The organism is Paenibacillus sp. MAHUQ-45 (assembly GCF_058133325.1).
Genome location: NZ_JBYUPV010000018.1, coordinates 35,222 through 50,660, shown reverse-complemented (window position 1 = coordinate 50,660; position 15,439 = coordinate 35,222). Strand labels below are relative to the sequence as shown.

The window sequence follows — 15,439 nt, the reverse complement described above, 5'->3', positions numbered from 1 at the left end:
TTAATATTGTTGTCTTGACAAGCTTTACGGCTTGTCTTGAATAAATAAAAAGAAATCTAGGAGGAACTATTCAATGAGTGTAAAAGTAGGTATTAACGGTTTTGGACGTATTGGCCGCCTTGCTTTCCGCCGTATTCAAAATGTAGAAGGTATCGAAGTGGTAGCAATCAATGACTTGACTGACGCTAAGATGCTTGCTCATTTGCTTAAATATGATACAACTCAAGGCACTTTCAAAGGCGATGTTGAAGTGCATGATGGATTCTTCAAAGTAAACGGTAAAGAAGTTAAGGTTCTTGCGAACCGCAACCCAGAAGAATTGCCTTGGGGCGACCTTGGCGTTGACATCGTACTGGAGTGCACAGGCTTCTTCACAACTAAAGAAGCAGCTGAGAAGCACCTTAAAGGCGGAGCTAAGAAAGTAGTTATCTCTGCTCCAGCTACTGGCGACATGAAAACTGTCGTTTACAACGTTAACCATGACATCCTTGATGGTACTGAAACTGTTATCTCCGGTGCTTCTTGCACAACGAACTGCCTAGCTCCAATGGCTAAAGTTCTGAACGACAAGTTCGGTATCGTTGAAGGTTTGATGACTACTATCCACGCTTACACTGGCGACCAAAACACTTTGGATGCTCCACACTCCAAAGGTGACTTCAGACGCGCTCGTGCAGCAGCTGAGAACATCATCCCTAACACTACCGGTGCTGCTAAAGCAATCGGTCTGGTTATTCCAGAACTGAAAGGCAAACTTGACGGTGCGGCTCAACGCGTTCCAGTAGCTACAGGTTCCCTGACTGAGCTGGTAACTGTACTTGAGAAGAACGTAACTGTTGAAGAGCTGAACGCAGCAATGAAAGAAGCTTCCGATCCAGAAACTTACGGCTACACTGAAGATGAAATCGTATCTTCCGACATTAAGGGCATCACTTTCGGTTCCCTGTTCGATGCTACACAAACTAAAGTATTGACTGTTGGCGACAAACAACTGGTTAAAACTGTTGCTTGGTATGACAACGAAATGTCCTACACTGCTCAATTGGTTCGTACTTTGGAGCACTTCGCAAAAATCGCTAAGTAATATCACTTTTATATAAGCATTATCTATAGAGCGGAAACAGATGTTCCTTGTTTCCGCTCTTTCTAAATGCATTCCTTGTAATTCCTGTTCGGATAAACTATGGGTGTGGAGGAAACTGTCATGAACAAAAAAAGTGTACGTGATGTAGAAGTAAAGGGTAAACGCGTATTCGTGCGCGTCGATTTCAATGTTCCTGTAGAAGATGGTAAGATTACAGATGATACTCGTATCCGTGAAACGCTACCTACGATTAAATACTTGATCGAGAACGGTGCAAAGGTCATTCTGGCCAGCCATATGGGCCGTCCTAAAGGTCAATTCGTAGATTCCATGCGTTTGACAGTTGCTGCTGAGCGTCTGTCCGAGCTGCTCGGCAAACCAGTGGCAAAAGCAGATGAAGCGATTGGTGAAGCTGTTAAAGCTAAAATCGCTGAGCTTGGCGAAGGCGATGTTCTCGTTCTTGAGAACGTTCGTTTCTACCCTGGTGAAGAGAAGAACGATCCTGAACTGGCGAAGCAGTTCGCAGAACTGGCTGACCTGTTCGTGAATGACGCTTTCGGCGCGGCTCACCGTGCACATGCATCCACAGAAGGTATCGCTCACTTCCTGCCAGCGGTATCGGGTCTACTTATGGAGAAAGAATTGTCCGTACTTGGTAAAGCATTGTCCAATCCGGAACGTCCTTTCACTGCCATCATCGGCGGTTCCAAGGTAAAAGACAAAATCGACGTAATCGACAACCTGCTGACTCTGGCTGACAATGTCCTGATCGGTGGCGGCTTGTCCTACACCTTCACTAAAGCATTGGGCTATGAAATCGGTATTTCCCTGGTGGACAACGAGAAACTGGATGTTGCTCTTGGATTCATCGAGAAAGCAAAAGCACTTGGCAAGAACTTCTTGCTGCCAGTTGACGTTGTAGTAGCCGACAAATTCGGTGCTGATGCCAACACTAAGATTGTTCCTTTCAATGAAATTCCAGAAGGCTGGGAAGGTCTTGATATCGGACCGAAAACTCGTGAAATCTATGCAGATGTAATCAAAAACTCCAAGCTGGTTGTATGGAATGGTCCTATGGGCGTATTCGAAATCGACAAGTTTGCTGAAGGTACACTCGCAGTAGCTAATGCTTGCGCAACTACAGAAGGTTACACTGTAATCGGCGGTGGTGATTCCGCAGCGGCAGCAGAGAAATTCCATCTGGCTGACAAAATGGATCACATCTCCACTGGCGGTGGCGCATCCCTGGAGTTCATGGAAGGCAAGGCTCTTCCTGGCGTAGAAGCACTTAACGATAAGTAAGACGTAGAAGGAGGCAACCAAGCCATGAGAACACCTATTATCGCCGGCAACTGGAAAATGTTCAAAACTGTTCCGGAAGCGGAAAGCTTTATCGCAGACATCAAAGGCAAAGCAGAAGTAGAAGGCGTAGAGACTGTAATCTGCGCTCCATTCACTAACCTGCCTGCTTTGGTAGCAGCAGTAAAAGGTACTAACATCAAGATTGGCGCACAAAACCTGCACTTCGAAGATAACGGAGCTTACACAGGCGAGATCAGCGGCGTAATGCTTAGCGATCTTGGTGTGGATTATGTTATCATCGGCCACTCCGAGCGTCGTGCTTACTTTGGCGAGACAGACGAAATCGTGAACAAGAAGCTGCACGCAGCATTCCGTCACGGCATTACTCCAATCGTATGTGTAGGCGAAAAGCTCGAAGAGCGTGAAGCTGACCAAACCAAAGACGTTTGTAAAGTTCAAACTGAAGCTGCATTCCAAGGCCTTAGCGCTGAGCAAGCAGCTAAAGTGGTTATCGCTTATGAGCCAATCTGGGCGATTGGTACCGGTAAATCTTCAACTTCCCAGGACGCTAATGAAGTTATTGCCTACATCCGCAGCCTTGTAAAAGGTCTGTACGATGAAGCAACAGCTGATGCAGTTCGCATTCAATACGGCGGCAGTGTGAAGCCTGAGAATGTAACGGAGTACTTGGGTCAAAGCGACATCGACGGCGCACTCGTCGGCGGTGCCAGTCTGCAACCTGATTCCTTCGTGGCCCTGGTTGAGGGGGCGAAGTAATAATGTCAGCACCAAGACCTGTAGCGTTAATTATCATGGACGGTTTCGGTCTGCGCGGCACGGATGAAGGCAACGCTGTTGCCCAAGCCAACAAGCCGAACTACGACCGTTACCTGAAACAATATCCGAACACCACGCTAACCGCTTGCGGTGAAGCTGTGGGTCTGCCGGAAGGACAAATGGGTAACTCTGAAGTGGGTCACCTTAATATTGGTGCCGGCCGGATTGTATACCAGGATCTTACCCGTATTGACAAGTCGATTCGTGACGGAGAATTCTTCGATAACGAGACGCTTGTTGCGGCTGTAAGAAACGCCAAATCAACCGGTAAAAAGCTTCATCTGTACGCGCTTGTATCCGACGGAGGGGTACATAGCCATATTCAACACTTGTTCGCGATGCTTGATCTGGCGAAGAAGGAAGATATGCACGACGTGTACATCCATGCCTTCATGGATGGCCGCGACGTAGCGCCTGACAGTGGTAAGAAGTTCATTACGGACCTTCTGGCCAAGATCGAAGAAGTTGGTGTAGGCCATATCGCTACCGTATCCGGACGTTACTTCGCGATGGACCGCGACAAACGTTGGGAACGGGTAGAGAAGACTTACCGTGCCATGGTGTATGGTGAAGGTCCGAAATACACCGACGCACTGCAAGCGATCACCGCTTCCTACGAGAATTCCGTCTTTGACGAATTCGTAGAGCCAAGTGTAATCGTGGACAGCGAAGGCAAGCCTCTGACAACGGTAGAAAGTGGCGATTCCGTCGTATTCCTTAACTTCCGTCCAGACCGTGCTATTCAACTGTCGCAAGTATTCACCAATGCGGATTTCCGCGGCTTCGATCGGGGCCCGTTGTTCCCGCAAAACCTGCATTTCGTATGCCTAACGACATTCAGCGAAACGGTGCAAGGATACGTAGCCTACGCACCGAAGAACCTGGATAATACGCTAGGTGAAGTGCTGGTACAGAATAACAAGAAGCAATTGCGTATTGCAGAGACTGAAAAGTATCCGCACGTAACCTTCTTCTTCAGCGGCGGCCGCGATGAAGAGCTTCCTGGGGAGACCCGTATTCTGATTAACTCGCCGAAGGTAGCAACCTATGACTTGAAGCCGGAGATGAGCGCATACGAAGTGGCTGCAGCCTGCGTAGCGGAGATCGAAGCGGACAGACAAGATGCTATTATTCTGAACTTCGCCAATCCTGATATGGTTGGACACTCCGGTATGCTGGAGCCGACCATCAAGGCTGTTGAAGTAACAGATGAGTGCGTAGGTAAGGTAGTAGATGCGGTTGTTGCCAAGGGCGGCGTAGCGATTATTATCGCTGACCACGGTAATGCGGATATGGTGTTTGACGAGGAAGGTCGTCCGTTCACGGCACACACTACTAATCCTGTACCGTTCATCCTCACCGATGAAAATGTTGTATTGCGCGATTCCGGCATCTTGGCGGATGTAGCACCAACTATTCTGGATTTGATGGGCCTTCCGCAACCTGCGGAAATGACCGGACAATCCATGATTGCCAGCCGTAAGTAAGCTTCATTCGGCGCTGGAACGTTTAATAAAGCAAGATTAAGACTATACCAACGATAAAAGGAGATTAACTAACATGACTATTATTTCTGACGTATATGCTCGCGAAGTCCTTGACTCCCGTGGTAACCCTACTGTTGAGGTTGACGTTTACCTTGAATCCGGCGCTAAAGGCCGCGCTATCGTTCCTTCCGGTGCTTCCACTGGTGCACACGAAGCTGTAGAACTTCGTGATGGCGACAAATCCCGTTTCCTCGGCAAAGGTGTTCTGAAAGCTGTTGAGAACGTAAATGAAATCATCGCTCCAGAAGTTATCGGTATGGACGCTCTTGACCAACTGGGTATCGACAAATTGATGATCGCCCTTGATGGTACTCCTAACAAAGGTAAACTCGGCGCTAACGCTATCTTGGCAGTATCCATGGCTGTAGCTCGCGCAGCTGCTGATGCTTTGGATGTACCTTTGTATGTATACCTTGGCGGATTCAACGCTAAAGCTCTTCCAGTACCAATGATGAACATCATCAACGGTGGTGAGCATGCTGACAACAACATCGACGTTCAAGAGTTCATGGTTCTTCCTGTAGGCGCTCCAAGCTTCAAAGAAGCTCTTCGCGTTGGTGCAGAAATCTTCCACAACCTGAAATCCGTACTTAGCTCCAAAGGTCTGAACACAGCTGTTGGTGACGAAGGTGGTTTCGCGCCGAACCTTGGTTCGAACGAAGAAGCAATCACTACAATCATCGAAGCGATCGAAAAAGCAGGTTACAAACCAGGTGTTGACGTATTCCTGGGTATGGACGTTGCTTCCACTGAGTTCTACAAAGACGGTAAATACACACTTGCTGGCGAAGGTAAATCTTACACTTCCGCTGAGTATGTTGACCTTCTTGCTTCTTGGGTTGATAAATACCCAATCATCACCATCGAAGACGGTATGTCCGAAGACGACTGGGATGGTTGGAAATTGCTTACTGAAAAATTGGGCGACAAAGTTCAATTGGTTGGTGACGACTTGTTCGTTACAAACACTGAGCGTCTTGCAACAGGTATCGAAAAAGGTATCGGTAACTCCATCTTGGTTAAGGTTAACCAAATTGGTACATTGACTGAAACTTTCGATGCTATCGAAATGGCTAAACGCGCTGGTTACACAGCAGTTATCTCTCACCGTTCCGGTGAATCCGAAGATAGCACCATCGCTGATATCGCAGTTGCGACTAACGCTGGCCAAATCAAAACAGGTGCTCCTTCCCGTACAGACCGTGTTGCTAAATACAACCAATTGCTTCGCATCGAAGATGAGTTGGGTGAATTGGCTCAATACAACGGCCTGAAATCCTTCTACAACCTTAAAAGATAATTCACTTCTCTTGTAGAGGTGTACAGTAGACCTGCCGCTTTCGGCAGGTCTTTTTTTCGTTAGAGAGTGGTCATAGGACGTTAGTGCGAAGTCATTTTCCATAGACGTGGCTGTGTAGGGAAAATGTCTCTGACGCTTCACACGTTAACTTGCTGCAAATCGCCGGATTTCCAAGGAACTTATGGTCTTACTGGTTGTATTACCCCGGTTGTTATGATAAAATAAAAATGCTGTTTAAGATTCGTGAGTCCTAAATGCCTATAGATTATGGATGCTTAGACGTAGGAGGTGGAAGTGAATGGATATCTTTTTGAAAGTATTGCTCCTTGTTTTTTCGATCGGTCTGATTGCGGTCGTTCTTCTGCAAAAGGGGAAAAGCGCAGGTCTTTCCGGTGCCATCTCCGGCGGTGCTGAGCATCTTTTCGGTAAAACAAAGGCACGTGGTATGGAACTCGTACTGCAACGTGTAACAGTTGGTCTGGCAGCTGGATTCTTCATCATGGCAATCCTTGTTGCTGTGTTTGTTGACTAGACTTCTTATAATGTAAATGCAAAGCCTTGGCTCTCTTCTGAATGGAACAGAGCGAAGGCTTTTTTGTTGTATATTTGAATTTTTTGTCCCGACTTAACGTCCAGATTACAGTTCTAGGGATGCCGAGGATTGATTTCGTGTATACTAGGGTATGAAGTAGGTAAAGGTAAATTTTACTTGCGGCATATTTATCCTAAGGGACAAGCCATACATATATGCCAGCGGCTACGGAGCCGCGGAGGGCCGAGGTGAAGGAACAGATGATAACACAGGAAATACTACTTGATTTTATGCGTGAAACAGCCTACAAACCGATGACTTACGACGAACTGGTGAGCCATTTCGCTCTGGAAGATAGCAACGAGTTCAAAGCGTTCGAGGAGCTGCTGATTGCCCTGGAACAGGACGGCCGGATGGTGCTGACCCGCCATGGCCGCTACGGCGTGCCGGAGCGGATGGATCTGTTGCGCGGACGACTGCAAGCACATGCCAAGGGCTTTGCTTTTCTCATCCCCGATGATCGGGAACATCCTGACGTATATATTCATGCGAACGATCTTAAGGGAGCCATGAACGGCGACATCGTACTGGTGCGCGTTAGCTCCAAGAGTCCGTCCGGTGGACGGATGGAAGGTGAGGTTGTACGGATTGTCAGAAGAGGTGTGCTACAGACTGTAGGTGTATTTCAAAGTCTGGATGCCTATGGTTTCGTGCTGCCTGATGATAAACGGATTAACCGGGATATTTTTATTCCCAGGGAGTCCTTCAATGGGGCGGTGGACGGCGAGAAAGTCGTTGTACGCATTGTGAATTATCCAGAGGGCCGTTCGGCAGCAGAAGGGGAAATTATCGAAATTCTCGGGCATAAGGATGATCCGGGCATCGATATTTTGTCCGTTATCCGGAAGCATCAATTGCCAGAGGCTTTCCCGGAGGAGGTTATGGCGGAAGCAAACGCTGCTCCAGATGCCATTACCGAAGAAGAGATCATTCAGCAAGGACGGCGCGATCTGCGGGGTCTGAACATCGTTACCATTGACGGTGAGGATGCGAAGGACCTTGATGACGCAGTCAACGTAGAGCGGCTCCCGAACGGAAACTATAAGCTGGGCGTACACATTGCGGACGTCGGCTACTATGTACGTGAGAGCTCAGAGCTAGATAAAGAAGCGTATGACCGCGGATGCAGCGTGTATTTGGTGGATCGGGTCATTCCAATGCTCCCGCACCGACTGTCGAACGGGATTTGCAGCTTGAATCCGCAGGTGGATCGTCTGACGATGTCCTGTGAGATGGAGTTCAACGAGCATATGAAGGTTGTGAAGCATGATGTCTTCACGAGCGTTATTCGTACTAAAGAGCGGATGACTTATAAAAATGTTCGCAGAATTCTGGAAGAGGAAGATCCTGAGCTGCTGGAGCGTTACAGTCCGCTGATTGAAGACTTCCGCCTCATGAAAGAGCTAGCCATGAAGCTGCGTGATGCACGGATGCGGCGCGGGGCAGTGGACTTCGACTTTGAAGAGAGCAAGATCATTGTTGATGAGAACGGCAAGGCTGTAGATATTGTAAAACGGGAACGTTCTGTCGCCGAGCAAATTATCGAAGAATTCATGCTGGCAGCCAATGAGACGGTGGCTGAGCATTTCCACTGGCTGAAGGTTCCTTTCCTGTACCGGATTCACGAAGATCCGGACCCGGAGAAGCTGCAGAACTTTATGGCTTTTGCAGCCAACTTCGGTCATCATGTCAAAGGTCGGGGCAACTCTGTTCACCCGCGTGCGCTGCAGAACCTCCTGGAGGAGATTCGCGGTACGAAAGAACAGACGGTCATTAGCACGATGATGCTTCGTTCGATGAAGCAGGCCAAATATGATGCAGAAAGTACAGGTCACTTCGGCCTTGCCGCGGAATACTACTCCCACTTCACCTCGCCAATTCGCCGTTATCCCGATCTGGTCATTCACCGGGTGATGCGTGAGGTGATTGAAGGCGGCGGTGTGCTGACTCCGAAGAGACAGGAATACCTAGCTACCCGGATGCCAGACATTGCTCAGCAGTCTTCTGAGCGTGAACGCGTTGCTGTAGAGGCCGAGCGGGATACGGAGCAGCTTAAGAAAGCTGAGTACATGCAGGATAAGGTGGGCGAGGAATTCGACGCCATGATCAGCAGTGTGACCAGCTTCGGGATGTTCATCGAGCTGGAAAATACCGTCGAAGGTCTCATTCGCCTCAGTGCGCTGACGGATGATTATTACCACTTCGACGAAGCCCATATGGCGCTCATCGGTGAGCGCACCTCCAAGGTGTTCCGTATCGGCGATGAGGTGAAGATTCGGGTCGCCCGTGTGAACATGGACGACCACACGATCGACTTCGAGCTCGTCGATATGAAGCCGCGCGCGGCAGGCGAGCGCCGCAGCGGTGGTTTTAGCGGTGGCCGCGGCGGCAAGGGCGGCCGCCCAGGCGGGTTCAACAAGCCGGGCAGCGGTAAGGCCGGCGGTGGTAAGGGCCGTGGCGGCAAAGGCAAGCCCGGCTCAGGTGCCGATGCTGGCAGAGCTGGCAAAGGCAAGGGCGCGGGTGTTACGGCCGATGCTGGCAAGGCCGGAAAAGGGAAGACAGGCGCGGCGGGTGCACGCGCCTGGGAAATGCCGCGCGGTGCTGAAAGCGGCGCGGCTGGCGGTGGCCGCGGCAAGCGCAAACGCGGCGGCCGAGGGGCCGGCGAGGATGCGAGCCGGGCAGCAGCGGTGCTCGCTCCCGGCGTGAGCGCGGGTGCAGAGCGCAGCGACGGCGCCGAGCGCACCGCTGGCGGCGCGAAGGAGCAGGGCCGAAGTGGAGGCATCAACTTCAGCTTCGGCTCCGGCAAGGGCGGCTACAGCGCGCCAGGCAGCGGCCATGATCGCAACGGCCGCAGCGATTTCCGCGGCGTGGACAGCAGCACGAAGTTCCGCAGCCGGGAGGATCGCGGCGCAAGTGCAGGTTCCGAAGGCAAAGGACGCCGCAAGAAAAAAAACAAGGGCGGCGTGTTCATCGGACAAGCCGTGACCCCGGGCAACGTGGAAACCTCGGAGCTGGCAGCCTCTAAACGTAGCGGTAAAGATGGCGCGAGCAAGAGCCGGAAGAAGAAAAAGAAATAGATCGCAGCGCAATAAGCTGCTGAATAGGTATTTATTAAGACGCTGTTCTCTGTTTGCAGGGAACGGCGTTCTTTTTTCAGTAGCAGAAACGCAGTTGGTTATCTGAAGGGTCTTGGCGCAGTAATGAAGCTCGATATCATGCTCCTAAGTCACAAAGATAGGTAAATTCCAAAATGCAAAGACTCGTAAAAAATAGATTAGAGACTCCCTGCCAACTTCCTTGCGTTCCGTGGATTCCATTTGTTACAATATAATTCTGATATTCTGATAATCGTGCTTTTGAACAAGAAAGCGATAGCGGTTATTTTAAACTTATGAAATATGATTCAAGGAGTGATTCTCATGGGTAAAAAGGCAGACGGGAAAGTGCTCGCCCAGAACAAAAAAGCATCCCATGATTATTTTATCGAGGACACCTTTGAGGCTGGAATGGTGCTGACGGGAACAGAGATCAAATCGCTTCGTAACGGCCGCGCCAATATTGGGGATGCTTTCGCTACGATTCGTAACGGTGAGATTCACATTCACAATATGCATATCAGCCCTTTTGAACAGGGCAACCGTTCCAATCCTGATGATCCTACCCGTACACGTAAGCTATTGATGCATAAAGCACAGATTCACAAGCTGCTTGGTCTGTCGAAGCAAGATGGCTACTCCATCGTGCCGCTGAAGATCTATGTGCGCAATGGCTATGCGAAGCTGTTAATTGGCCTTGGTAAAGGTAAGAAGCAATTTGACAAGCGTGATTCTGCAGCTAAAAGAGATGCACAACGCGATATTCAACGTGCACTGCGTGAGAAGCAGAAGATTGCCAGATAGTCTCGTTGGTACGTTGTTTGCAGCAGTTCCAGTTTAAACCTTCAATTCCTTTAACCTACGTGTTAAAGTGTTGATAAATGTGATATACTGTGTAAGTAAAGTAATTGATTCGCTTCTAAACAGTCTTCTGATAAAGAAGCTGTGGATTGGATCTCTCTTGCTGAATGATCCGCTTAATCCGAAGCGCCCTTTTTAATGAGGGGCCGTTCTTGGATTCGACGGGGGTAGTTCGAGCATGAGCAGCGAGTAGTGGGGACGCGTCCGCTTCATCAACGCTAAAGCCTATTAAACGGCAAACAACAAAACAACTACGCTTTCGCAGCTTAATAACCTGTGTGCGTGCTTCTACCCTGCATCGCCCATGTGACAGGGATAGGGGCTAACTAGTAGTGGGATACGCCGCTTGGTCTCCGCCTGGGGTCAACGGAAGAAGATAATCAGGCTGACCCAACGTATAGCCGGTTACGGGGCGATACTCGGGTGACATCAAAACTGTGACTACACTCGTAGAAACTTATGTGCCGTTATCTTCGGACAGGGGTTCGACTCCCCTCGGCTCCATATGGAGTATTAGAAAAAGCGACCCACTAAGGTCGCTTTTTTATTTTCGCGTATTCTACAGAAAACTCTCTGGAAGTCAATCTTATTGGTTGGCATAGTATCTGCGTTCTTCACATATCTATCATTCCGAATCTGAATCTCAGCATATCTGTTTTGTTCATCTAGATCATACAATGCTCTCGCCTTTGATCACACTCGTTTATTAATCTTTAAGTTTATTGATTAAAGCTAGCATTCGGTTATTCTTTGTTTCTTCCTTTTTAGCAAGCTCAATATAATTTATCTGCTCTCGCTTAATATAATCAGGCTGCTTTAGGAATGTATTCAAAATGTGGTACTCTTCGAGGTTTTTAGTAATGTAATCAGGCACAACAAGTTTACGGTTTCCCTCACATTTCTTAAGTCTTACATGGAGTCTATCACCTAACTCTTTTTGTACTGCTCTTCGAATAAATTCATTATACACAAAATAATGCCCATTCTTAGATGGTAACAGCGTATGGTCAAACTCGTGCCCGTCAACGAAGATTTGAATAGGTACTTTACCATTAGTATTAAATAGTTCGCTTACGGAAAATGGGAAATAAACGACCTTCCATTTCATTTTACCTTCCAGTAGCTTTATCTCACTATCAAATTCATAATCCATATTAGACAACACTCCTCATTGTAAAAGGCTACTTTCAATTTTTCCCGTTATCATAGCCGCTTCACTGCTTCTGGGTGTTTTGAATTCAACATGTTGAATTTGCATTAGGATTATATCAGTTTTAGTTATTTCTTCGTATAGTACGCATGGTTCCAATACTCAGCCGTCATTGATTTCATCAAAACTTTCGAACCACTCAATATCTTCTACGTACCTTTTCTAGGTCTTTACTTGGCACCCATCCAAAAATATTTAGGCCTTACTTCGATGAGATACTTCAACATTCTACTTTCAAATCAAGCTGTCTTCTTAAGATGGTACCAACTTGTCACTCATGCTCATCAACTCATTTCACTAAATTTAGAATCTTAACTTTATTCTTGTTCTCAACTACCCAAACCTTCCTTTTTTCAGCAAATATTATGGAAAAATTATGAAATAACTGTCCATGTGACAAGGATAGGAGCTAACAAATAGTGGGATATGCTGTCTGGTTTCCGCCTAGGGTCAACGAAAGAAGATTAGGCTGGTTTAACGTGTAGCCGGTTACGGGGCGATTCTCGGGTGACGTCAAAACTGTGACTACACTCGTAGAAACTTATGTGCTGTTACCTTCGGTCAGGGGTTCGACTATCCTCCGCTCCACCATGAAAACCATCTGCATGAGGATGGTAATTTTGCTGCTTTTAATATGCAGTCCCTTTTACAAAGTTCCTTTGTTATAATGAATTATGTAAATCCCTTGAAGGAGAAGTATGACCAAAAGCATTTGGCTTTTTTATTACCTGTAAATAGGCTGGTGAATCTGAATGAGAGAAAAATTTTGGTTAGTGGTACAGTATCCTTTGAAAAGTGCAAAAGGAAGTCAACGTGACCACTGGTTAAGAGATAAAGTAATGGAATACTTGGAGATATCGCTAGCAGATGCTAATTTAGGCTATGTTGATGGTTTTGATATGGGCAAATGCATTTCCGACCCGAAAAAGTATGCCCTTAATATATTTTGTATCATTACGGAAGAAGAACAGAGTATAGCCTTGGTAAAAAGAGTTTTAAGAGACAGCAGGCTTGATTATACTCATATAAAAATTGCTACAATGCCCTACGGAAAAGAAGAAAGATATACTTTGAAATATGCCTATAAAAAGGGTGTTACCGATTTTTCACTATAGCATGGTTTTGTGTTATTTGTGATTGAAGTGCAGCTACACTCATAGAGACTTATGTGCCGTTACATTTGTATAGAGACGCGACTCCACTCGGCCATTCTAAAAAACCAAACACCACAGCCTTATGAACTGCACCCCATTTGTTAGACACCATCTAACATTGGAGGTGCAGTTTTTCTGTGACTAAGTTTAGTATAGATGAAAAATTACAAGCAATAATGCGTTATAAAAATGGATCGGAAAGCTTGAAAATCATTGCCCAATCCATAGAAGTCCACCATTCTGTTTTTTCAAACTGGATTAGGCAGTATGAGCATCATGGTGAAGAAGCTTTTATAAAGGGCTATACATCATATAGCGCACAAGATAAACTAGACGTACTTCATTATATGAACGAATATGGGACGTCTGTTAGAGAAACGGCTGCGGTATTTAATATTGCGAGTCATAGTACCATTTTAAGCTGGCAAAGAAGCTTAGAAATACATGGAATAGACGCTCTACAATCAAAGAAAAAGGGGCGTCCCTCCATGAAAAAGAGTTCAAATGAACAAAAGAATCAACCGTTAGTAGAAGGGTCTGTAGAGGCCTTACAGGCAGAGGTAGAACGCTTGCGTATGGAGAATGCGTATTTAAAAAAGTTGAATGCCTTAGTTCAAAACAAGGAAAAATCACCAAACAAGACAAAGCGCAAGTAGTCTATGAACTAAGGAACGACTTCTCGGTGAAAGCACTCCTGCAGCTAGCGGTTATCCCTCGTAGCACGTATTATTACGCGGTAAAAACGTTCGGTAGGCCAGACAAAGATGTCGAGTTAACAGAATTGATTCAAGCGATTTATAAGGAGCACCAAGGGCGCTACGGTTATCGCCGAATTCGAGATGAGTTAGTCAATCGTGGGCACCGTGTGAATCATAAGAAGGTGCAACGTTTGATGAAAGCATTAGGATTAAAGAGTCTTGTACGCATGAAGAAATACCGTTCGTATAAAGGCACAGTTGGCAAGATTGCACCGAATATATTAGAACGTGACTTTCACGCTGAAAAGCCGAACGAGAAGTGGGTTACGGATATAACAGAGTTTAAATTATTTGGAGAAAACTATATTTATCTCCCATGCTCGATCTATATAATGGCGAAATTATTACATATACGATTGGATCAAGACCGGTCTATTCCCTGGTCTCCACGATGTTAGATCAAGCATTCGAGCGATTAACTGATGAACATAAACTCCTGATTCATTCTGACCAAGGCTGGCATTATCAGATGAAACCCTATCGTCATGCCCTAAAAGAACATGGTATCAAGCAAAGTATGTCACGCAAAGGTAACTGTTACGATAACGCCGTCATTGAAAGCTTCTTTGGCACCATGAAATCTGAATTTCTGTATTTAAAGGAATTTGAAAGCATCGCACATTTTAAACAAGAGCTATCAAAATACATGGATTATTACAATCACAAGCGAATTAAGGCAAAACTAAAAGGCATGAGTCCGGTACAGTACCGAACTCATGCCCAACGAATCGCCTAATCATATAACCTGTCTAACTTTATGGGGTCACTTCACTTATGGCTGTGGTGTTTTAACTAGTGTTGATTATTGAACAGAGGCTCCGTCCTGAGTAAATAGTTACCCCTTACCTCCGCAGCCCAATTCGCAAAGACCTCTCTCCATTGAATGCTGTTAAAGAAATCGTCTATGGACTGGCTGCCGGAATCCCAATCAACGAATATGTTGAGAGGTGTGATTCCTCCAGCCCATATTCCATTGTTTACGTCGGTCCCTTCTCTCTAACTAATAAAATTGGAATTCCGAATTGAAAAGCCATGGCAAGCTCGATTTGAGAAAAAGTAGATCCTTCCCAGAACGGGGTGGTCTTTGGCGGTTGTCCCACATTGGATTGGAGAATTTCGACGTAAAATTTGTGGAAGTTGATCGCGAGCAAACCATAGCTTGAAAAAACTAAACGTCGTATATTCGTCAGGATGTTCTCCGGATATTGTTCGCTTACGGGCAATGTGCGGGGAAAGAGCAATGCCTCTTCAATTTCAGTAATAAGCCGGTCTAAAAACTGTCCTTGCAGGTCATTTACCGTATTTGTTGTACTCAAAAATATAGGAATTCGAAAAGCTCGATCTACGCATGCATCGATAGCTGATGATGTGCACTTTTTATGATCTGTGGGCGTAGGATTCGAGGAGGAGGTCCTTACAATATCACGGACAGGGGGGAGTTCCCTTACAATGCTAACGTGAGAAAGCTTTTTCATAGGAATTTGTTGAGCTTTATCCTTAGTTTTTGTATTACTCAATTCTCACATCTCCAATGCAAAAGAATCTGGTTTATATTCAAGCCCAGTCTATGCACATTAGCCCATTTGTGTTACTGGATCGTCACGAGGTGCACAATCCGTAGATGTTGTATCCATTAATCAGCAAGTTTGCATCGCAGGTGCGAGTGATGAGGAGGACACAGCAAGTACACATCACGGTG

11 protein-coding genes, 1 other RNA gene and 1 pseudogene are annotated in these 15,439 nt (G+C 46.7%); 11 read left to right on the top strand and 2 right to left on the bottom strand.

All coding sequences use genetic code 11. The features are described from left to right. Window positions 1-73: 73 nt before the first annotated feature. The 9 genes from gap (at window position 74) to ssrA (ending at window position 11,125) form a co-directional block, all read left to right on the top strand. Entirely contained in the window at window positions 74-1,084 is a 1,011-nt protein-coding gene (gene gap, locus AC3Y23_RS26785) for a type I glyceraldehyde-3-phosphate dehydrogenase (RefSeq protein ID WP_379204921.1), read from the top strand. A gap of 120 nt (window positions 1,085-1,204) precedes the next feature. Continuing rightward, a complete protein-coding gene (locus tag AC3Y23_RS26780) occupies window positions 1,205-2,386 on the top strand; it encodes a phosphoglycerate kinase (RefSeq protein WP_379204919.1) in 1,182 nt (393 codons plus the stop codon). 24 nt (window positions 2,387-2,410) lie between these two features. Then, the gene (gene tpiA, locus AC3Y23_RS26775) at window positions 2,411-3,163 is read left to right on the top strand and encodes a triose-phosphate isomerase (protein WP_379204917.1); all 753 of its coding nucleotides are present in this window, start codon (window positions 2,411-2,413) and stop codon (window positions 3,161-3,163) included. Between the two features lie 2 nt (window positions 3,164-3,165). Then, the gene (gene gpmI, locus AC3Y23_RS26770) at window positions 3,166-4,710 is read left to right on the top strand and encodes a 2,3-bisphosphoglycerate-independent phosphoglycerate mutase (protein WP_379204915.1); all 1,545 of its coding nucleotides are present in this window, start codon (window positions 3,166-3,168) and stop codon (window positions 4,708-4,710) included. A 73-nt stretch (window positions 4,711-4,783) separates the two neighbouring features. Continuing rightward, a complete protein-coding gene (eno, locus tag AC3Y23_RS26765; RefSeq protein WP_379204912.1) occupies window positions 4,784-6,070 on the top strand; it encodes a phosphopyruvate hydratase in 1,287 nt (428 codons plus the stop codon). A gap of 298 nt (window positions 6,071-6,368) precedes the next feature. Beyond that, a complete protein-coding gene (secG, locus tag AC3Y23_RS26760; protein ID WP_066375641.1) occupies window positions 6,369-6,602 on the top strand; it encodes a preprotein translocase subunit SecG in 234 nt (77 codons plus the stop codon). A 260-nt stretch (window positions 6,603-6,862) separates the two neighbouring features. After that, window positions 6,863-9,739 carry a ribonuclease R gene (gene rnr, locus AC3Y23_RS26755; protein ID WP_379204909.1) on the top strand — a complete coding sequence of 959 codons (2,877 nt, stop codon included), beginning with the start codon at window positions 6,863-6,865 and terminating at the stop codon, window positions 9,737-9,739. 342 nt (window positions 9,740-10,081) lie between these two features. Continuing rightward, window positions 10,082-10,561 (top strand): SsrA-binding protein SmpB, encoded by a 480-nt coding sequence (gene smpB / locus AC3Y23_RS26750; RefSeq protein ID WP_379204906.1) that lies wholly within the window; start codon window positions 10,082-10,084, stop codon window positions 10,559-10,561. Window positions 10,562-10,760: 199 nt separating this feature from the next. Next, window positions 10,761-11,125: a transfer-messenger RNA gene (gene ssrA, locus AC3Y23_RS26745) on the top strand. A 199-nt stretch (window positions 11,126-11,324) separates the two neighbouring features. On the opposite strand, the gene AC3Y23_RS26740 is transcribed toward ssrA, so the two are convergent. After that, window positions 11,325-11,771, bottom strand: a complete 447-nt coding sequence (locus AC3Y23_RS26740) for a DUF1905 domain-containing protein (protein WP_379204904.1) — start codon at window positions 11,769-11,771, stop codon at window positions 11,325-11,327. An 809-nt stretch (window positions 11,772-12,580) separates the two neighbouring features. Here AC3Y23_RS26740 and AC3Y23_RS26735 point away from each other — a divergent pair. After that, on the top strand, window positions 12,581-12,943 hold the full coding sequence (locus AC3Y23_RS26735; RefSeq protein WP_379204902.1) for a hypothetical protein: 363 nt from the start codon (window positions 12,581-12,583) through the stop codon (window positions 12,941-12,943). A 176-nt stretch (window positions 12,944-13,119) separates the two neighbouring features. Then, a pseudogene (locus AC3Y23_RS26730) lies at window positions 13,120-14,476 on the top strand (IS3 family transposase). A 241-nt stretch (window positions 14,477-14,717) separates the two neighbouring features. On the opposite strand, the gene AC3Y23_RS26725 reads toward AC3Y23_RS26730, so the two are convergent. Beyond that, window positions 14,718-15,257: a hypothetical protein gene (locus tag AC3Y23_RS26725; RefSeq protein WP_379204900.1), complete on the bottom strand. Its 540-nt coding sequence runs from the start codon at window positions 15,255-15,257 to the stop codon at window positions 14,718-14,720. Window positions 15,258-15,439 lie beyond the last annotated feature (182 nt).